Origin of the sequence: Saccharopolyspora gloriosae, assembly GCF_022828475.1 — a bacterium.
Taxonomy (GTDB): domain Bacteria; phylum Actinomycetota; class Actinomycetes; order Mycobacteriales; family Pseudonocardiaceae; genus Saccharopolyspora_C; species Saccharopolyspora_C gloriosae_A.
Map to the genome: position 1 here is coordinate 3816104 of NZ_CP059557.1, position 18886 is coordinate 3834989.

The 18886-nt window shown below is 66.8% G+C and carries 15 protein-coding genes; 7 read left to right on the plus strand and 8 right to left on the minus strand.

Going from position 1 to position 18886, the window contains the following annotated elements:
- Nucleotides 1–228: 228 nt before the first annotated feature.
- Both H2Q94_RS16410 and H2Q94_RS16415 read left to right on the plus strand, forming a co-directional pair.
- The gene (locus tag H2Q94_RS16410; RefSeq protein WP_243788023.1) at nucleotides 229–1320 is read left to right on the plus strand and encodes a glycosyl transferase family 9; all 1092 of its coding nucleotides are present in this window, start codon (nucleotides 229–231) and stop codon (nucleotides 1318–1320) included.
- A gap of 330 nt (nucleotides 1321–1650) precedes the next feature.
- On the plus strand, nucleotides 1651–2316 hold the full coding sequence (locus H2Q94_RS16415) for a winged helix-turn-helix transcriptional regulator (RefSeq protein ID WP_243788024.1): 666 nt from the start codon (nucleotides 1651–1653) through the stop codon (nucleotides 2314–2316).
- Between the two features lie 36 nt (nucleotides 2317–2352).
- On the opposite strand, the gene H2Q94_RS16420 is transcribed toward H2Q94_RS16415, so the two are convergent.
- The gene (locus H2Q94_RS16420; protein ID WP_243788026.1) at nucleotides 2353–2880 is read right to left on the minus strand and encodes a helix-turn-helix domain-containing protein; all 528 of its coding nucleotides are present in this window, start codon (nucleotides 2878–2880) and stop codon (nucleotides 2353–2355) included.
- 474 nt (nucleotides 2881–3354) lie between these two features.
- Between H2Q94_RS16420 and H2Q94_RS16425 the strand changes: the two genes are divergently transcribed.
- Complete coding sequence (locus H2Q94_RS16425) at nucleotides 3355–3786, plus strand: hypothetical protein (protein WP_243788028.1); 432 nt, start codon at nucleotides 3355–3357, stop codon at nucleotides 3784–3786.
- Between the two features lie 326 nt (nucleotides 3787–4112).
- Here H2Q94_RS16425 and H2Q94_RS16430 read toward each other — a convergent pair whose 3' ends face one another.
- Complete coding sequence (locus tag H2Q94_RS16430; RefSeq protein ID WP_243788030.1) at nucleotides 4113–5006, minus strand: dihydrodipicolinate synthase family protein; 894 nt, start codon at nucleotides 5004–5006, stop codon at nucleotides 4113–4115.
- A 433-nt stretch (nucleotides 5007–5439) separates the two neighbouring features.
- Between H2Q94_RS16430 and H2Q94_RS16435 the strand changes: the two genes are divergently transcribed.
- On the plus strand, nucleotides 5440–6048 hold the full coding sequence (locus H2Q94_RS16435) for a lytic polysaccharide monooxygenase auxiliary activity family 9 protein (protein ID WP_243788032.1): 609 nt from the start codon (nucleotides 5440–5442) through the stop codon (nucleotides 6046–6048).
- A 114-nt stretch (nucleotides 6049–6162) separates the two neighbouring features.
- Here H2Q94_RS16435 and H2Q94_RS16440 read toward each other — a convergent pair whose 3' ends face one another.
- Nucleotides 6163–7212 (minus strand): zinc-binding dehydrogenase, encoded by a 1050-nt coding sequence (locus H2Q94_RS16440; protein WP_243788034.1) that lies wholly within the window; start codon nucleotides 7210–7212, stop codon nucleotides 6163–6165.
- Between the two features lie 71 nt (nucleotides 7213–7283).
- On the opposite strand from H2Q94_RS16440, the gene H2Q94_RS16445 reads away from it, so the two are divergent.
- Nucleotides 7284–7859 (plus strand): TetR/AcrR family transcriptional regulator, encoded by a 576-nt coding sequence (locus H2Q94_RS16445; protein WP_243788035.1) that lies wholly within the window; start codon nucleotides 7284–7286, stop codon nucleotides 7857–7859.
- 225 nt (nucleotides 7860–8084) lie between these two features.
- On the opposite strand, the gene H2Q94_RS16450 is transcribed toward H2Q94_RS16445, so the two are convergent.
- Nucleotides 8085–8435: a hypothetical protein gene (locus H2Q94_RS16450; RefSeq protein ID WP_243788037.1), complete on the minus strand. Its 351-nt coding sequence runs from the start codon at nucleotides 8433–8435 to the stop codon at nucleotides 8085–8087.
- Between the two features lie 99 nt (nucleotides 8436–8534).
- On the minus strand, nucleotides 8535–8957 hold the full coding sequence (locus tag H2Q94_RS16455) for a hypothetical protein (RefSeq protein WP_243788039.1): 423 nt from the start codon (nucleotides 8955–8957) through the stop codon (nucleotides 8535–8537).
- Nucleotides 8958–9210: 253 nt separating this feature from the next.
- On the opposite strand from H2Q94_RS16455, the gene H2Q94_RS16460 reads away from it, so the two are divergent.
- Nucleotides 9211–9705, plus strand: a complete 495-nt coding sequence (locus tag H2Q94_RS16460) for a helix-turn-helix domain-containing protein (RefSeq protein WP_243788041.1) — start codon at nucleotides 9211–9213, stop codon at nucleotides 9703–9705.
- 11 nt (nucleotides 9706–9716) lie between these two features.
- Nucleotides 9717–10556, plus strand: a complete 840-nt coding sequence (locus tag H2Q94_RS16465) for an IS3 family transposase (RefSeq protein ID WP_243795566.1) — start codon at nucleotides 9717–9719, stop codon at nucleotides 10554–10556.
- 68 nt (nucleotides 10557–10624) lie between these two features.
- Here the strand turns inward: H2Q94_RS16465 and H2Q94_RS16470 are convergent, their stop codons facing one another.
- The 3 genes from H2Q94_RS16470 to gltB all read right to left on the minus strand — a co-directional run bounded on the left by H2Q94_RS16470 (nucleotide 10625) and on the right by gltB (nucleotide 18145).
- On the minus strand, nucleotides 10625–11821 hold the full coding sequence (locus H2Q94_RS16470) for a macrolide family glycosyltransferase (protein WP_243788043.1): 1197 nt from the start codon (nucleotides 11819–11821) through the stop codon (nucleotides 10625–10627).
- A gap of 314 nt (nucleotides 11822–12135) precedes the next feature.
- Entirely contained in the window at nucleotides 12136–13587 is a 1452-nt protein-coding gene (locus tag H2Q94_RS16475; RefSeq protein WP_243788044.1) for a glutamate synthase subunit beta, read from the minus strand.
- Nucleotides 13580–18145 carry a glutamate synthase large subunit gene (gene gltB / locus H2Q94_RS16480; RefSeq protein WP_243788045.1) on the minus strand — a complete coding sequence of 1522 codons (4566 nt, stop codon included), beginning with the start codon at nucleotides 18143–18145 and terminating at the stop codon, nucleotides 13580–13582. The genes H2Q94_RS16475 and gltB overlap by 8 nt, the downstream gene beginning before the upstream one ends.
- Between the last annotated feature and the right edge of the window lie 741 nt (nucleotides 18146–18886).

Here is an 18886-nt window from a genome sequence, read left to right on the forward strand (position 1 = left end):
TGTTTCGCGCGGACACATGCGCTCCGCCCACCACTGGCCCCCAAATCTCCGCCTGCGCCCTTCGCCAGAACCTTTCGGCCGATTCGGCCGTGCCGACAGCCTAAGAAGTAACCGCCGTGTTCCAAACCTATGTCAGGCAAATGTCGGACGAGCGCGGGCAATTGTCTTCACCGTGTCGTGTCCGTTCGCAGCACACTGTGACGTCAAGATCCATGGAGGTGATCTCTCATGCCGATCCAGCAGGACCTCATCCAGTGGCATGTGGAAGACGTTCGCTGCCATCGCGGAGGCAGGATTCGCGTACCGGTGGAGCAGGCTCCGTTCGGTCGCATTCTGCCCTACCGCCGCAGTGCGGGCGAACATCCGGAACCGGGCTGCAGTGAATTGGTCCGCTCCCGAGGATGGATCGCCGATCTCGGTCGGCGCGGCATCGGTGAATTGTTGCTCGGCCTCTCCTCGGTAACCGCGTTGCGCGAGGTCACCGGGGAGGTCCCGCTGCACTACAGCGGACCGGAAGCGGAGCTGATGCGCCGCTGTTCGATCCCGGTGGAGACGACCAAGCACACCTGGGGGCCGCACGTCGTCCGGACCGCGACCGCCGCACCTGTCCGGTTCAGAGTCGCCCCGGAAGAGCAGTCGACCTGGCTGGACCAGATCGGCCCGGACGAAGTCGAAGTGCATGCGGCGCTGCCGATGCGGCATTACCTCACGGTCGAGCAGAACCTCGGCCGGCGACTGTCCGCGGAGTGCACTCCTGCACCGCGATTCACCTCCGGACGACTTGCCGAGCCGTGGCACGTCGTGTTCGTCGCCGTGCCCGGCTGGCCGCGGAATCTGGAGTTCCAGCTCGCCGATTTCGCGGCCGTGGCGCGCGCACTGACCGGCATGGTCGACGCCCCGTGGCGATTCACCGTCGTCACCGCACGCAACACCGCCATGTCCGACACGTTCGACGGGCTGCCCGTGGACGTGGTGCGCGAGCCGGGCGCCGCCCGGTGCGTGGATCTGTTCGCCTCGGCCGAACTGGTCGTCGGCACCGACTCCGGTCTCACGCAGCTGGCCGCACTGACCGAACGCGCCGATGACGGCGGCCCGCAGGTCGTCGGGCTGTACTCCCGGCATGCGCACATCAAGTGGACCACCGGGCTGCCGGATCACCACGCCATCGCCACCCGCTTCGCGCAGATGCTCGCATTGGCCGACCGCAGCGCCGATACCGCCGAACTCACCGATACGACCTGGAGCGCCGCGGCGGATCTGCGAGCGGTGCCGCCCGAGCTGGTGGCCGATTTCGCCGCGCGTTGCGCCGGGTGGCGCTGACCGTCCGGGCACGCCGGCCCCGCTTCGGCATCGGCAATCCCGGTACTGCGGCACATTCGCCGCACTTCGAGGTCCGCTGCGGCCGGACCGCAGCGTTGTGATCAATTTCCCGTGATCTCCGCTGGTACTGAGCATGCACATGGTTCCTCCACAGGGGACTGAAGTCGGTCGTGCGCCCGACCGAACGCGGGCGATTTCCACTACGGGACAACAAAAACGCACCGCCACTCCGAGAGCGGCGGGCCGGAGGCGTGCCACCCGACACCACTAACTAAAACGTACCTGGTCTTGAAATGGCATCGCTCGTTCGAGGGGTCGTATCATGGGCGCGTGTCCGAGGCTGCAGGTGAGGTTCGCTACGACGACGCGTTCGTCGCGGCGGTCGGCGTGCTCAACAGCCGCTGGGCGTTGCACGTGGTGCACGCCCTCAGCGCGGGACCACTGGGGTTCAACGAACTTCGGCGGCGGGTGCCCGGCGCCGGCCCCAGCACGCTCAAGCAGCGGCTCTCCGAACTGGCCGAGGCGGGCTTGCTGCACCGCGAAGTGCTGGACGGCTCGCCGCCGCGCACTCGCTACTCGCTGACCGAACGCGGCGACGGCCTCCGGCCGATGTTCACCGAGATGACGTCCTGGGCGACCCGCCACCGGCTGGACTCGGCCGACCCCGCCGAGGTCACCGGTGGAGTTCTCGGACTGTTCCAGGAGAAGTGGGCCATGCACGTCGTCTGCGTGCTGCTGACCGGACCGCACGGATTCAACGAGCTGGCCCGCGAGGTCGGGATCAGCCAGGTCACGCTGTCCCAGCGGCTGAGCGAGCTGGTGCACCGCGGCCTGGTGGACCACGACCGAACCGGCTCGACCGCCGCCTACGCGCTCAGCCCTGCGGGGATGGATTTCCGCGTGGTGGCGGAGCCACTGGTCGAATGGGCTCACGCCCTGCACTTCGACCACCAGCGACCTGCGGCGGACCGCACCGAGGACGTGCCCACCGGCTGACCCGATCCCGCGCTCGCGCCGGAGGTTCGGCGCGGCTCAACCGAGGACGGGGCCGTACCCGGACTCCGCCGCTCGCCCCGAGCCGCCGAGACGGCACGGCCGGTCCTCGCATCCGTTGAGGTACTCGGGCGTCGTGGCCAGCAGCACCGCGAGGCCGTCGACGATCTCCGCCCGCGGATTGGTGTTGCGGCAGCATGCGAGCTGCTGCAGGTATTGGACGGACACCTTCACCTGCCGGCACCGCTGGAGCTGCTCGGCCAGCGCGGCCAGCGAGCATCCGCGTTCGCGGTACAGGTCGCGGAACCGCTTGCCCAGGAACTGCGGGTCCCGGCCCACGAGATACCCCACGGAGGACTTCAGGACCCGCGCGAGCTCGGCCGCGTAGTGCGGCACCGGTGAATCAGGCGACCTGCCGAGCTCGGCGATGCCGGACCTGGTGACCACGATGCCGCGCTTGCGCAGGTCCCGGGCCAGGTCCGGGTAGCTGTACCCGCGCTGCCCGCACAGCAACCGGAACCGTTGCGCGCTGATGCGTTGATCGCCGCACACGACGAACACCCCCATGAACCACAGGGTTCGAAACCCTGGCCAACACTGTCGGCGTTGATCCCCTTGTCTTCGGTGGTCGCCACAATTTAAGCTGCTCACCAGCAGGAATCAACTCAGCTTCGAACCGCTGCCCGCAGCGGTGCCGAGGCTGGGATTTCGGCGTGTCCGACGCGGATCTCCCGATGCGCGCGTTCCTGCACCCGAGCCGGGGGTCAGGAAGCGCCGCTGCACGTGGGCGGTGCCGCGCCGGATGCGCTGTTCAGGGGGTGCATCGCATCCGGCGCACGGGGACGACCGTGCGCCCTCCGGCACCGGACCCGTGGACGAGCCCGCTCGCCGCGGCGCACCATGACGGCGTTCGCCGAAGAACCGGGCATTCAAGTCGGCAAAGTCGCGCGAGGACTCGTCAAAGCCACGCCTCGGCAGGGCTCACTCCGCAGACTCCCGCAAAACGCACACCAGCAGTTCTAACTGTGCGACACTGATCGCGTGCCTACCGCCGGAATAGCACAAGCAGGCTGGAACAGCCTGGAGATCGCAAAACTCTTAGTCCAAGTCACGCCCCCCCTCACGGTCGCGTTCATTGGATACTGGCTGAACCACCGGCTCAAGTCGCTCGAGGCCGCGCAGTGGTCACAACAAAAGATCATCGAACGTCGCATCGAGGCCTACGATCGCCTGACACCGGACCTCAATAGGCTGTATTGCTTCTTTGCCTATGTCGGCACCTGGAAAGAAATCACTCCCCCGCAGGCTATCGCACTCAAGCGAAGCCTTGACCAGGTTGCATACATCCAAGCCCCACTGTTCGATGCCAGTTTCCTCAAGAAGTACAACGAGTTCATGGACGGATGCTTCGCCACATATCAGGGATGGGGGAGGACCCGAAGCTACGAACGAGCAGCTCAACTCGCGTTCTAGCACTTGGAGACGACTGGAATCCCGAATGGGACGACTTGTTCTCCAAAGAAGGCCACATGTCCCAGCCGGGGCATGTGGCCGCGAAATACTCCACCCTAATGAGCTACTTCGCCCAGTCAATCGGTGCAACGAAAGTCGACCAGCATATCGTCACCGGCACCATACCTAGAATATATCCAATTTACTACTACGCCGCAGCGCGCCGGAAATCTTCGGAAATCAACGATCCGAATCACCCGTAGTATCGACCAAGACTCCACACACTGGCAGCAATGCCACATTTTCTCGGCCATCTTTTTGCGGCATGCCAGGCAATACGACCGGCTTTAAACGCGGATCTCCAGCCGGGCCAGCACGTCACCGACTTCTGCGTGGGACTCGCCCCCGAGGCCGCGGATCGGGCGGGGCAGGTTGGGATGGGCGGCGAGGCCCAGGTGTTCGGCCGCGGCGGAGACGACGCGCAGGCTGCCGTGCCGGGCGAACAGGTCCCACAGCGGCTGCCACTGCCGCGAGAGGGCGCGAGCCGTGTCGGCGTCACCGGCGAGCGCGGCGCGGGTGATCACCGCGCAGTGCTGCGGCAGGATTCCGGCGATGACGGAGTACCAGGCGTCGCATCCGGCGATGAGGCCCGTCGCGGCCATGGCGTCGCCGCTGACGCCGATGGTGACGGCGCCGCCGGTCGCGTCCCGCAGCCGGGCCACTCGCGCCGCCGCTTCGTCCGGCTCCGACGGAACACCTGGGATCTTGATGGAGGCCACCTTCGGCAGTTCGGCGATGCGACCGTGCAACTCGTCGCTGAAGGTGAACCGCGTGGTGCCGGGGTTGTCGTACACGCACAGCGGTACCGACAGGTTCGCGCTCACCTCCTCGTACAGGCCGAACACGTCGTCGTCGGTCAACGGCTGGTAGGTCATCGGGGCGAGCAGCACTCCGGCGACTCCGGCACGCTGCGCGTCCTCAGCAGCGCTCAGCACGTCCCGCGTGCGCAGCGCCCCGATACCGACGATCACCGGCACGCCGCCGGAGTTCGCCACGGCGATGTCCGCGGCGCGAGCCCGCTCATCCCGGCTGAGGTAGGCATATCCACCGGTGGAACCGAGAGCACCGATCGAGTCGACGCCCGCCTCCGCCGCTCGCCGCACGAGCCGGGCGAACGCGGCTTCGTCGATACCGGCATCGGTGCCGGGCGTCAGCGGGAAAGCGCTCAGACCGGTGAACATGCGGTCCTCCAAGGACGTACCGGGGGCGGCTCGAAACCGCCGAACCCGCGATGAGGGTACGTCCTCGGTGCAGGCGTCCGTTCCACCGCGCATCAACGGACTCAGCCCCGGTGGCTCGGGTGGTGTCGGGGATGGGAGCTCGTCGTTGCGGTGCGGCCACTGCCGAACGCGCACCCGAACGATCGCGAGAAGCACGCCTCGCATCCCACGAATCAGGAGAATTCAATTCCATGGAGAATGATCGACAACGAGTCATTTTCGACTCACCCTGCGCACACGAAACAGAACTTCCGCGTTCAACTTTATTGGAGCGTTACGTGACGGTAATCATCTCGATCAGGTCTTGTGAGTTGTTTTCGGGCTACTAAAGTTCTCGACCCGGAAGGACTGGAAATGATTAACCCTTCCGTCGATATCCCCGAAAAGGAGTTTCATGACGACCAAGCGCACGGCACGCTCGATCGGATTTTCGCTGTTCGGCCTGGGCGCCCTGCTGGCACCGGCGATCACCACCGGCGCCGCGCAGGCGCACGGGTTCGCCGAGAACCCGCCCAGTCGTCAGGCCGTGTGCGCCAACGGTTCGGCGGGCGACTGCGGCCCGATCCAGTGGGAGCCGCAAAGCGTGGAAGGTCCCGGGAACTTCCCGCAGCAAGGCCCGGCGGACGGGCACTTGTGCAGTGCGGACAATCCGGCGTTCGGGCAGCTCGACGACCCGCGCGGCGGCCGTTGGCCCACCACGGACCTCAAGGCCGGGCAACACGTCCAAGTCACCTGGAAGAACACCGCCGCACACCCCACCGAGGCGTACCGGTACTTCATCACCAAGGACAACTGGGATCCGGCCAAGCCCTTGACCAGGGACCAGCTCGAACCCGCGCCGTTCAGCACGGTGGATTACGGCGGGAAGACCCCCGGTGACGCGGAAGCTCACGACGTCCGGCTGCCTGACGGCAAGCAAGGCAAACACATGATCTTCGCGGCATGGGAGATCGCCGACACCGACAATGCTTTCTACAGCTGCTCCGACGTGAACCTCAGCTGACGAGAGTCCTTTTTCGCGCCGAAGGGGCCGTTCGACTCACGGACGGCTCCTTCGGCCCCGAACAGAATCGGACCGGTTCTCCGCGAATTCCGCATGGTCGGACGACTCGAATCCCTAGGGACGCAGGACGATCTTGCCCACGTGATTCCTGCGGGCGAGCTCCTCTTGAGCCTGGGCGGCTTGATCCAGCGCGAAGGTCGCGGCGATCACGGGATCGATCTCGGCCCGGCGGGCGAGTTTCATGAGCAGCTCGAAGTGCGCCGGCGTGTGCATCGCGGAGCCGATCACCTGGGCGTTGTGCAAGTAGAGGCGGCGCACGTCGAAGGTCGTGCGGTAGCCGCCGAGTGCACCCGCGATGACCCACCGGCCGCCTTCGCGCAGCAGCGGAAGCCCGTCGGCCACCAAGTCCCCGGCCACGACGTCGAGTGCGACGTCGATGCCTTCCGGGGCGACGGTGCCGACCTGCTCGACGATGCCCCGTGCACGGTCGAGCACCTCGTGCGCACCCGCCTCCCGCACCGAGTCGATCTTGGATCCGCTGCTGATGGCGATCACCCGCGCACCACGCGCACGGGCGAGTTGCACCAGTGCGACTCCGACACCGCCGGAGGCACCGGAGACCAGAACGGTCTCCCCTTCCCGCAACCGGCCTCGCTCGATCATGCCCAGCGCCGTGCCGTAGGCGGTGGGCAGCGAAGCGAGCTGGTCGTCGGTGAGCGGTGAGTCCGTGACGTCGTGGACGCGTTCCGCCAACGCGGTCACGTACTCGGCGTAACCGCCGTCGCGTTCGCTTCCCATCAGCCCCACCGGATTCGCGTCCGGCCCGGCGGAGTCGTAGATCGCGGGGTCGACGACCACTCGGCGGCCGATGAGGCTCTCATCGGCCCCGGCGCCGACCGCCACGACCCGTCCGGCGACGTCGGCGCCTTGGATGCGCGGGAAGTCGATCGGGCCTCGCCAACCGGACTGCGCCTCCGGGGCACCTGGACGGCCATAGGCTCCTTCCCTCGTCCAGAGGTCGGTGTTGTTCAGCGCCACCGCGCCCACCTGGACCAGCACCTCACCTGTCCGCGCGGCGGGCACGGCCACCTCCGCCGGCTCGAGGACCTCCGGCCCTCCGTGCGCCGCGATCCGGACCGCGCGCATGGTCTCGGGCATGTCCATCGCTTAGACCTCCACAGGTATACTGATCGGTGAACACCCGCCACAGTACACCGATCGGTGAAGGTCTTCCAATGCTGGAATCACGTCCCATGACACCGGCAGGTCGCCGCATCGCGGCGACCGCCGAAGAGCTGTTCTACAACCGCGGAATCACCGCCGTCGGCGTGGACCTGATCGCCGAGCACTCCGGCGTCACCAAGCGGACCCTGTACAACCAGTTCGGCTCGAAGGACCAACTCGTGGCGACCTACCTCGCCGAACGCGATCGGCGTTGGCGATCACTCGTGAGCACCACCGTCGAGGCCTGCGCGGACGCCGCCGAGGCCGTCACCGCACCCTTCGACGCACTGCGGACCTGGAGCGAGGACAACGTCCGCGGATGCGCTTTCGTCAACGCGCTGGCCGAAATCCCGGATCCCGAGCATCCCGCGTACCGCGTCGCGGCGGACCAGAAGTCCTGGCTGCTGAACCTCTTCCAGTCCCTCGCCACCGCAGCAGGTTGCTCCGAGCCCGCAACCCTCGCCGTCCGACTCCTCGTACTGCACGAAGGCGCCCTCGCCACCCAGCCGCTCCCCCTCGCCACCCTGCCGGCGAGCACCGACCTGGCCCGCGACCTGGTCCGATCCGCCGCGCCGACCGGACACTGATCCACCACGGCGGAGAGTTTCGGTCACGACTGCGATTCCGCTGCGACGTCCGCCGAGAGGAGGTGCAACTTGCGACGACGACACAGGCGCCCACGCCGATTCGACAGATTTGAACCGCGGCCGAAAATCCCCACAGCGCTGACCAGTTCGGCGCAGTCGGCAAAGCCCAAGCCCCACTGGCGGACGTGCCCGTCTTCACGCTCCCCGATCTCCTCGCGCAGCGCGCTACTGCTCGCCTTCGTGGCGGAACTGCGCTCCTCCCTGCAAGCGAACCAGTGCGGAACCGAACGCCATCGATTTGGGGATGGCGAGCCCGAGCCGCTCCCCGAAACTCCCCCATTCATCTCGGGCTACGGCAAAGTCACCTTCCTCGGTGTCGTCGATCCGCTTCTGAGTTTCGGCGATCTGGTCGGTCAAGGTCCGCACATGATCCTGAAGCGCAAAAAGCAGGGCAGTCGATTTGCTACTGGTGGTCACCAGATCCTGAACGGACGGCGAAGATTTGCATTGTGCACTGCGAATGAGGCTGGTCGCCTCCTCCAAAGCGGAGACAAGGTCTTGATGCTGGTCTGGCATGAACGATCTCCCGTCATCGTCGGATCCCGGATCACCACTCTAGATGAGGACCGGCCCGCCTCCGCTGCGGAAGACGGGCCGGTCCCGACGAGAGCGCCGTTACGCAGGCGGCGGCACGGTCAAGTGGTACACGCTGGAACACCCGACGTAGCTGCCGTCCAAACTCATCACAGCGACGTGGATATCTGCGGTCGGCCCTTTCAGCCCTTGCGACACGTTCAGCGGATGCGAGGCGTCGACATGAATGTCGTACGGCCTGTCCGGAAATGCGTCCTGCGGATCGATGTGCACCGTGGCGGCCGTTCCATTCACCAGCCGAGGCAGGTCGACTCCCACGATCCGAGCCGACCAGGCATCACCTTCAACGTCATCAAAAGGAGTAACGTAAACGAAATCATCGCAGCGCGGCGGCGGTTCCAGGACGACGGACGAAGTACCGGCATTCGCGGTAGCAGAAACACCGACAAGAAGAAATATCGAAGCAGCACAGGCCGCGGCCATCCGAATTTGCTTTGTACGCATGCGGAAAATTTACGACATGGTTCGAAACAATCTCTAACGCAATCCTGCGCGACCGGCCGCACGAAATTCCCATCATTGCCGCAAAGCAATTCTACCTAGGCCCGCAGCCACTCCCCTCGTCACGGTCGTACCAGCAGTTCCGGCTCAGCCGCCGACGAAGATGAAGTGAGTGCCTCTTTGAACCGGTGGGACCGGTGAACTGGTCCCCGGTGGTTGGACTGGAAAGTCAGTTCCAGCTACCGGGGAGTGGTTCGTGTATCCGCATAGTTCGTTGTCGCGGGAGCAGCGTGAGGCCGCTGTGGTGTTGTTCGGGGCTGGTCATGGGGCGGTGTCGGCTGCGGCCCGGTTGGGGGTGTCGGCTTCGGCGGTGAGAACGTTGCGGGATCGATGGTTGTTGCGCGGCCCGGGAGCGTTGATCATGAAACCGACCAAACGGTCCTACTCGTTCGAGTTCAAACTCGACGTGGTGCTGCGGTTCGTGGCCGGGCAGGCCACGGCGGCCGAGCTGGCCGCCGAGCATGACCTGTCGTCACCGAAGCAGGTGAAAAATTGGGCGCGCCAATATCGGCGTGACGGCGAGGATGCGTTGCGCCCCAAGCGGGAAGGCCGCCCACCCCGCGAACCACAACCACCACCGGACGGCGAGACGGCCGAACTGGAACGGTTGCGGACGGAGAATCTGCGGTTGTCCGCGGAGAACGCCTACCTAAAAAAACTGCGGGCCTTGAAGGAACAGGGGCGAGGGTAAAAACCCAGGTCATCGTCACCCTCAAGGCGCACTATCCGCTTGCGGTACTGCTGGAAGTCGCGGGCCTGGCCCGGTCGACGTTCTTCTATCACCAGGCCCGGCTCGACCGGCCGGACCCGCACGCCCGGCTGAAACAGGCCGTGACCGACGTGTTCCAGCAGGCCCACGGCCGTTACGGGCACCGCCGCGTCCACGCCATGCTGCACCGCCACGGCCTGAGACCGGCGAAAAAGACCGTCCTGCACATCATGCGCACCCTCGGCCTGGCCTGCACAGTCCGCCGCCGACGCCGCTACTCATCCTGGAAGGGCGAGGCCGGCACCACCGCCGGCAACGTCCTGGACCGCGACTTCACCGCCCCGGCACCGAACACCAAATGGGTCACCGACATCACCGAATTCCGTGTCGGCACAAGCAAAATCTATCTCTCACCGATCATCGACCTGTTCGACCGCTCCGTCGTGTCCTACTCCTGGAGCACCCGACCCGACACCCACCTGACCAACTCATCACTGACCAAAGCCATCGCCACCCTCAACACCGGCCACACCCCACTCGTGCACACCGACCAAGGCTTCCACTACCGACACACCTCCTGGCGCCAACTGCTACACGAGGCAAACCTGACACCCTCCATGTCCCGGAAAGCGACCTGCCTCGACAACGCCGTCGCCGAAAACTTCTTCAGCCACCTCAAAGAAGAACTCTTCCACCACCACAACTACAACACCCCCGACGAGTTCACCACCGCCCTCGAGAACTACCTCGACTGGTACAACACCACCCGCATCTCCACCACACTGAAGAACCTCACCCCCACCGAATACCGAGCCCAGGCCCTCACCACCTAGCCTTCACTCACCCAGTCCAACAAACAGGGACCACTTCACCGGTCGAAGGAGGCACTCATCGCACGGCGTCAGCCGAGGAAGCGTTCCAGGGCGTCGGCGCCTGCTTGGGCTCCGCCGCAGCTGAGGACCGCGTCGCGCATTTCGGCGAGGTTGCTGCGGATCCGATCGTCGGCGGCCACCTCGTCGACCGTCGCGCGCAGCAGTTCCGGGGTGATGTCCTCGGCCCGCAGCCGCTTGCCCAGGCCGAGCTCCTCGGCGCGGTCCGCGTTGGCCTCCTGCTCCGGCATCTGCGGAACGGCGATCGGCGGAACGCCGTAGTACAGCGTCTCCATCGTCGAGTTCATGCCGGTGTGCGTGAGGAACGCCGTGGCGTGCTGGAGCACCGCGGGCTGCGGGAAGCTCGGGCGCACGTCGAAGTTCTCCGGAATCTCGCCCAGGTCGGCGCGATCCACGACCTTGCCGATGGACATCGCGACCTGCCAGCCGGAGTCGCGGAACGCCTCGATGCACAGCCGGAAGAAGTCCGGGCGCTGGTTGAACACGGTGCCCAGTGAGATGAACAGCAGTGGCGCGTCGGCCCGCTCGGGCTTCCAGTCGACCACGCCGCGCTGCCCGACCGACGGGCCGATGAACTCGAACCGATCGTCGAACGTCTCCGGGCGCAGCTGGAACTTCTTGGGCAGGAACACCAAGTTCAGCGGCGACGGCGGCGCCTGGCCGAACGCGGACGGGTCGAAGCTCACCCCGAACTCGTCGGTGATCTCCTTCAACCGGGTCATGAAGTCCTTCAGGACCGGGTGGCTCGGGTCGAACGCGTCCGGCTCGTCCTTGTTCATCATGATGTCGCGAAGCGAGAACTCCTCGTTGCCCGCGAAGTGCGGCACCAGCGCCACTTCCGGCGCACCCAGCTTCTCGGCGAGCATCCGGCCGGTGACCTCGCCGTGGTCGAAGCACACCGCGTCCGGCCGGTCCTGCTCGAAGTGCGCCAGCATCTTCGGGAAGGCTTCGCGCACGTCCTTCAGCCGGAATTCCAGCATCGGCTTCATGGCTTCGGGCGTGAAGTTCTTGAAGTTCGTGGGCATCTCGGGCATCACGGTGCCGGTGTCGAGCAGCCGCGCGCCGACCGCCTCGACGACGTCGTGGAATTCGGGGCCGATGGCGTAGGTGACTCGGTGGCCGCGCCGGACGAGTTCTTCGACCAGCGGCAGCGTCGGGTTGACGTGTCCGTGTGCGGTCATGCTGACGAACGCGAAGTGCTTGCTCATGGTCCCCTCGGAAACGATGCTTACCCGGCTCGGCCCATCCCGCCGCGCCCGATCGACCGTCCCCATGTTCCTCCGAACGCGCCCCCGATAAAAAGTGTTTTGTGCGACCAACCGTCACCGCCGAGCCTGCCGCGGACACCGCGAGATACCGCCTGCGCTGCGAAAACACCAGTTTCCACCAGAAGGTGAACCCGCCACTGTGACGTTCGCTAGGAAGCCGCAACTACGACGAAACGGCCACCGCCGCACATCCCGGTGAAACGACGAAGCGCCCCGGGATCACACGGATCCCGGGGCGCCCGGCGTCGAACCGATCAGACCAGCGGGCGGTCCGTCGGAGCGATCGGGGCCGGCAGCACGTCCCGGCCCGTCAGGTAGCGGTCCACCCCGGCGGCCGCCGAACGGCCCTCGGAGATGGCCCACACGATCAGCGACTGGCCGCGGCCCATGTCGCCCGCGGTGAACACACCGTCCACAGTGGTCATGAAGTCCGAGTCGCGGGCGACGTTGCCGCGCTCGTCGAGCTCCACGCCGAGATCGGTGAGCAGACCTTCCTTCTCCGGGCCGACGAAGCCCATCGCCAGGAACGCCAGCTGACACGGCAGCTCCCGCTCGGTGCCCTCGACCGGCACGAACCGGCCGTCCTCACGCCGCACCTCCGCGAGGCGCAACGCACGCAGGTTCCCCGCCTCGTCCTTGAGGAACTCCTGGGTGTTGACCGAGAACAGCCGCTCCCCACCCTCCTCGTGCGCCGAAGTCACCTTGAACGTCATCGGGTACGTCGGCCACGGCTGGGTGTCGGGCCGCGTCGACGGCGGCGTCGGCATGATCTCCAGCTGCGTCACCGAAGCAGCGCCCTGGCGGTGCGCGGTGCCGACGCAGTCCGCGCCGGTGTCACCGCCGCCGATCACCACGACGTCCTTGCCCGCGGCGTCGATCGGCGAGGACGGCAGGTCGCCCTCCTGCACCCGGTTCGACAGCGGCAGGTACTCCATCGCCTGGTGCACGCCGACGGCCTCGCGACCCGTGATCGGCAGGTCGCGGGCCGCGGTGGCGCCACCGGACAGGACCACCGCGTCGTAGTCCGCCTTCAGCTGCTCCACCGTCACGTCCACACCGACGTTGACGCCCGCGCGGAACTCGGTGCCCTCGGCCCGCATCTGCCCGAGACGACGGTCCAGCCGACGCTTCTCCATCTTGAACTCGGGAATGCCGTAACGCAGCAGCCCGCCGATGCGGTCCGCCCGCTCGTAGACCACCACGTCGTGGCCCGCGCGGGTCAACTGCTGGGCGGCCGCCAGCCCGGACGGCCCGGAACCGATGACGGCGACCTTCTTGCCGGTCTTCGAGGCGGGCGCCTGCGGAGTCACCCAACCCTCGTCCCAGGCCTTGTCGATGATCTCGATCTCGACCTGCTTGATCGTCACCGGGTCGGAGTTGATGCCGACCACGCACGCCGCCTCGCACGGGGCGGGGCACAACGTCCCGGTGAACTCCGGGAAGTTGTTCGTGGCGTGCAGCCGCTCGATCGCGTCGCTCCAGTCGCCGCGCCACGTCAGGTCGTTCCACTCCGGGATCAGGTTGCCCAGCGGACAGCCCTGGTGACAGAACGGGATGCCGCAATCCATGCAGCGCCCGGCCTGCTCCTTGATCCGGCCCGGCTCGAAGTCCAGGTAGACCTCGCGCCAGTCCTTGATCCTGATGTCCACGGGGCGGCTCTTGGGCGTTTCACGCGCCGTGGTGATGAATCCCTTCGGGTCAGCCATGAGCCGCCTCCATGATCGCCTTGTTGACGTCGCGACCGTCGCGCTCGGCGGCGTCCCGCGCTTCGAGCACGCGCTTGAAGTCGCGCGGCATGACCTTGCCGAAACGCGCCACCGAACGGTCCCAGTCGGCCAGCAGTTCGCTCGCCACCTGCGAGGCCGTCTGCTCGAAATGCCTGCGGACCCGGTCGTGCAGGAATTCGCGGTCGGCGTCGTCGAGCGGGTCGAGATCGACCATCTCGGGATTGACGCGGTCCTCCCGCAGATCCAGCACGTAGGCGATGCCGCCGGACATGCCCGCCGCGAAGTTGCGGCCGGTGCCGCCGAGGATCACCGCGCGACCACCGGTCATGTACTCGCAACCGTGATCGCCGATGCCTTCGACGACGGCCACCGCGCCGGAGTTGCGCACGCAGAACCGCTCGCCCACGACACCGCGCACGAACAGCTCACCGCCGGTCGCGCCGTAGAGCAGCACGTTGCCCGCGATGACGTTGTCCTCGGCCGTGTAGGCGGCGTTCTCCGGCGGCCGCACCACGATCCGCCCGCCCGAGAGGCCCTTGCCGACGTAGTCGTTGCCGTCGCCGAGCAACCGCAACGTGATGCCGCGCGGCACGAACGCGCCGAAGCTCTGCCCGGCGGAACCGGTGAACGTCACGTCGATCGTGTCGTCGGGCAGTCCTTCGCCGCCCCACCTGCTGGTCAGCTCGTGACCGAGCATGGTGGCGACGGTGCGGTTGACGTTGCGCACCGGCAGTTCCAGTCGCACCGGGCTGCCGTCCTTAAGCGCGCCCTCGCTGAGCTGGATCAGCGTGTGGTCCAGGGCCTTGTCCAGCCCGTGGTCCTGGGTGGTCGTGTTGTGCAGCGCCGCGCCTTCGCGCAGTTCCGGCACGTGGGTGATGGCCGAGAGGTCGAGATCCTCGGTCTTCCAGTGCCGCACCGCGTCATCGGTGTCGATCAGCTCGGCGTGGCCGATGGCCTCTTCGATGGACCGGAAACCCAGCTGTGCCAGGTATTCCCGCACTTCCTCTGCGATGAACTTGAAGAAGTTCACCACGTACTCGGCCTTGCCGTCGAACTTCGCCCGCAGATCCGGGTTCTGCGTCGCCACGCCCACCGGACAGGTGTCCAGGTGGCACACGCGCATCATGATGCAGCCGGACACGACCAGCGGGGCGGTGGCGAAACCGAACTCCTCCGCACCGAGCAGCGCGGCGATCACCACGTCCCGGCCGGTCTTGAGCTGGCCGTCGGTCTGCACCACGATCCGGTCGCGCAGGTCGTTGGCCAGCAGCGTCTGCTGCGTCTCGGCCAGGCCCAGCTCCCACGGACCGCCCGCGTGCTTGATGGACGACAGCGGCGAGGCGCCGGTGCCACCGTCGTGCCCGGAGATGAGCACCACGTCGGCGTGCGCCTTGCTGACACCCGCCGCGACCGTGCCGACACCGACCTCGCTGACCAGCTTGACGTGGATCCGCGCCTTCGGGTTGGCGTTCTTCAGGTCGTGGATCAGCTGCGCGAGGTCTTCGATCGAGTAGATGTCGTGGTGCGGCGGCGGGGAGATCAGCCCCACGCCCGGCGTGGAGTGCCGGGTCTTGCCGACCCACGGGTACACCTTGTGGCCGGGCAGCTGGCCGCCCTCACCGGGCTTGGCGCCCTGGGCCATCTTGATCTGGATGTCGTCGGCGTTGACCAGGTATTCGCTGGTCACGCCGAACCGGCCGGAGGCGACCTGCTTGATCGCGGAGCGGCGCGAGTCGCCGTTGGCGTCCGGGGTGAACCGGTCGGCGTCCTCACCGCCCTCCCCGGTGTTCGACTTGCCGCCGAGGCGGTTCATCGCGATCGCCAGCGTCTCGTGCATCTCCTGCGAGATCGACCCGTAGGAGATGGCGCCGGTGGCGAACCGCGTCACGATGGACTCGATCGACTCGACCTCGTCGATCGGCACCGGTTTGCGCACGCCGTCGCGGAACTTGAACAGCCCGCGCAGCGTCATCAGGTCGCGCGACTGGTCGTCGACGGCCTTCGTGTACTCCTTGAAGACCTCGTAGCGCCCGGCCCGCGTGGAGTGCTGGAGCTTGAACACGGTGCGCGGGTTGAACAGGTGCGGATCGCCTTCGCGCCGCCACTGGTACTCGCCGCCCACGTTCAGGTTCCGGTGCGCGGCCTGCACGCCGTCGGCCGGATACGCCTGGCGGTGCCGCTCGGCGATCTCCTTGGCCAGCAGGTCGAAACCGACGCCGCCGAGCCGTGAAGTGGTGCCCGCGAAGCAGCGGTCGATGACCTCTTGGCCGAGACCGATGGCCTCGAAGATCTGCGCGCCGGTGTAGGACGCCACCGTGGACACGCCCATCTTGGACATGGTCTTGCGCACGCCCTTGCCGAGCGCCTTGATCAGATTGCCGGTGGCCTGCGTGCCTTCGAGTCCCTGGAGCACGCCGTTGTGCACCAGGTCCTCGACACTGGCCATCGCCAGGTACGGGTTGACCGCGGCGGCGCCGTAGCCGATCAGCAGCGCGACGTGGTGCACTTCGCGCACGTCGCCCGCCTCGATCACCAGGCCGACCCGGGTGCGGGTCTTCTCGCGCACCAGGTGGTGGTGCACGGCGCCGGTGACGAGCAGCGACGGGATCGGAGCGTGTTCGGCGTCCGCCGTGCGGTCGGACAGCACTAGGACGTGCGCGCCGTCGGCGACGGCGGCCGAGACCTCTTCGCAGATCTCGTCCAACCGGTCCCGCAGCGCCTGCCCGCCACCGCGGACGTCGTAAGTGCTGCGGATCGTGGCCGGCTTGAGGCCGGGCCGGTCGCCGTCGTCGTTGATGTGCACGATCTTGGCGAGCTGGTCGTTGTCCAGCACCGGGAACGGCAACACGAGCTGCTTGCAGGCGTCCGGGTCGTGGTCGAGCAGGTTGTGCTCGGGACCCACGTGGGTGGCCAGTGAGGTCACCAGCTCTTCCCGGATCGCGTCCAGCGGCGGGTTCGTGACCTGCGCGAACAGCTGCGTGAAGTAGTCGAACAACTGCCGTGGGCGCTTGGAGAAGGCCGCGAACGGCACGTCGTTGCCCATCGAACCGATCGGCTCCGCGCCACCGGCGGCCATCGGCTTGAGCAGCACTCCCAGTTCTTCCTGGGTGTAGCCGAACACCTGCTGGCTGTGCACCAGCGACTCGTGCGAGGGCACTTCGCGGTCGCGGTCGGGCAGGTCGCCCAGGTGCACCACACCGTCGTCCAGCCACTGCTGGTACGGGTATTCGGCGGCCAGCGAACCCTTGATCTCCTCGTCGTCGACGATGCGGCCCGCACCGGTGTCGACGAGGAACATCCGGCCCGGCTGCAACCGTCCCTTGCGCACTACGCGCGCCGGGTCCAGTTCGAGCACGCCGACCTCGCTGGCCAGCACGACCAGCCCGTCATCGGTGATCCAGTAGCGGCCGGGGCGCAGGCCGTTGCGGTCCAGGACCGCGCCGATCTGGGTGCCGTCGGTGAACGCCACCAACGCGGGACCGTCCCAGGGTTCCATCAGGTAGTTGTGGAACTCGTAGAACGCCTTGCGCTGCGGATCCATCTCGGCGTGGTTCTCCCACGCCTCCGGGATCATCATCAGCACCGAGTGCGGCAGCGAGCGGCCGCCGAGGTGGAGCAGTTCCAGCACCTCGTCGAAGGTCGCCGAGTCGCTGCCGTCGGGCGTCGCGATCGGGAACAGCCGCTTGAGGTCACCGGGGATGAGGTCGGTCGCGAGCATGCTCTCGCGGGTCCGCATCCAGTTCCGGTTGCCCTTCATCGTGTTGATCTCGCCGTTGTGCGCGATGAAGCGGTACGGGTGCGCCAGCGGCCACGACGGGAACGTGTTCGTGGAGAACCGCGAGTGCACCAGGCCGATCGCGCTCGCGAACCGCTCGTCGAGCAGGTCCGGGAAGAACGCGTCGAGCTGCGTCTCGCTGAGCATTCCCTTGTAGACGAAGGTCCGGGCCGACAGGCTCGGGAAGTACACCGCCGCCTCGTGCTCGGCGCGCTTGCGCACGCAGAAGGCGCGGCGTTCGAACTGGAGCGCCGTTTCCTGCTCGGCTCCGTCCGTTCCGTGCCCGATGAACAGCTGCCGGAAGTTCGGCATCACCTCACGGGCCGAGCGGCCCGCGTTGTCCGCGATGACCGGAACCTCGCGCCAGCCGAGCAGGGTGAGCCCTTCCTCGGCCACGATCCGCTCGATGACTCCGACGGCCTCGTCGGCGGCGGCCTCATCGGCGGGCAAGAATGCGGTCCCCGCCGCGTAGCCGCCCGCTTCGGGCAGGTCGAAGGGGACAACAGCGCGGAAGAAGTCGTCGGGCACCTGCGTGAGCAGGCCGACGCCGTCTCCGGTCTCCGGGTCGGCGCCCTTGGCTCCCCGATGTTCCAGGTTTCGCAATGCCGTGAGCGCGTTCTCCACCAAGGCATGGCTGCGTCGCCCGTGCATATCGGCCACGAACGCCACTCCGCAGGCGTCGTGGTCGTGAGCCGGGTCGTAAAGACCCCGCTCGGCGGCGCGACGTTGCGCCTCATTTCTCAAATACTGGGAATCCGGCATCGATCCTCCCGTCGCCAGGCCCGGATCGCGCGAGGGAATTGTGAGCACTCGCCATCGATCCGCGAAAACCTATCGGGCACTGACAAAAGGATGCGCCGTTGCATCGTCGGTCAGTTTGAGGCACTGTACAGACCGATGCCGCTCAAGGCTACGCCTGAGTAACGCGGGTAAAAATCACATAGCGGCGTCTTGCCAAGCGCGATGTTCCCCTGCAGGCCGTTCCACCGCAGGTCACGTTCGATCAACCGCCCGTGCCCGGCACCTGCCGCGACCTGCGGCTACGTTCCGGCCGCAATCAGCCGTTCGCCCAGCTCAGCGCGGCTTTTTCGGTCCAGTCCGATATGCCCGTGACGTAGGACACAGCATAGGAACCCTTGCGTCGAGCGGGTTTTCGCCGCACTGTCCCCTGTGGAATCGACGAATCTCCGATGGCCGCGCGAAGTTCATACGAATGACGCAGCCTGCGGAGCCGCCTTTCGCGCTAGGCCCGGAAACGCGGACGCACCGAGCCGCCGTACTGCGCCGTCCAAGCCGCCTAGCAGGCCGAATCCCCCTCGCTTGCCGTCACCGAGCCGAGAGAACCTCGTCGCGTGCGGGACGCGCCGCACCGCTCGTCGCGGTGCCGACCCTCGCCGGAAACGACCCCTCCCTGCACTCTCCGCAATTCCGTCGACACACTGAGCGAACTGCGGTCGACGCGCATTCTTGATCGATTATCGCATTCCGCGAGGCGGAGCGAAA

Coding starts and splice junctions, on each gene's coding strand:
- H2Q94_RS16435 (WP_243788032.1), top strand. CDS start 5,440: ATGACGACCAAGCGCACGGCACGCTCGATCGGATTTTCGCTGTTCGGC.
- H2Q94_RS16450 (WP_243788037.1), bottom strand. CDS start 8,435: ATGCCAGACCAGCATCAAGACCTTGTCTCCGCTTTGGAGGAGGCGACC.
- H2Q94_RS16420 (WP_243788026.1), bottom strand. CDS start 2,880: ATGGGGGTGTTCGTCGTGTGCGGCGATCAACGCATCAGCGCGCAACGG.
- H2Q94_RS16470 (WP_243788043.1), bottom strand. CDS start 11,821: ATGAGCAAGCACTTCGCGTTCGTCAGCATGACCGCACACGGACACGTC.
- H2Q94_RS16410 (WP_243788023.1), top strand. CDS start 229: ATGCCGATCCAGCAGGACCTCATCCAGTGGCATGTGGAAGACGTTCGC.
- H2Q94_RS16455 (WP_243788039.1), bottom strand. CDS start 8,957: ATGCGTACAAAGCAAATTCGGATGGCCGCGGCCTGTGCTGCTTCGATA.
- H2Q94_RS16430 (WP_243788030.1), bottom strand. CDS start 5,006: ATGTTCACCGGTCTGAGCGCTTTCCCGCTGACGCCCGGCACCGATGCC.
- H2Q94_RS16445 (WP_243788035.1), top strand. CDS start 7,284: ATGCTGGAATCACGTCCCATGACACCGGCAGGTCGCCGCATCGCGGCG.
- H2Q94_RS16475 (WP_243788044.1), bottom strand. CDS start 13,587: ATGGCTGACCCGAAGGGATTCATCACCACGGCGCGTGAAACGCCCAAG.
- gltB (WP_243788045.1), bottom strand. CDS start 18,145: ATGCCGGATTCCCAGTATTTGAGAAATGAGGCGCAACGTCGCGCCGCC.
- H2Q94_RS16440 (WP_243788034.1), bottom strand. CDS start 7,212: ATGGACATGCCCGAGACCATGCGCGCGGTCCGGATCGCGGCGCACGGA.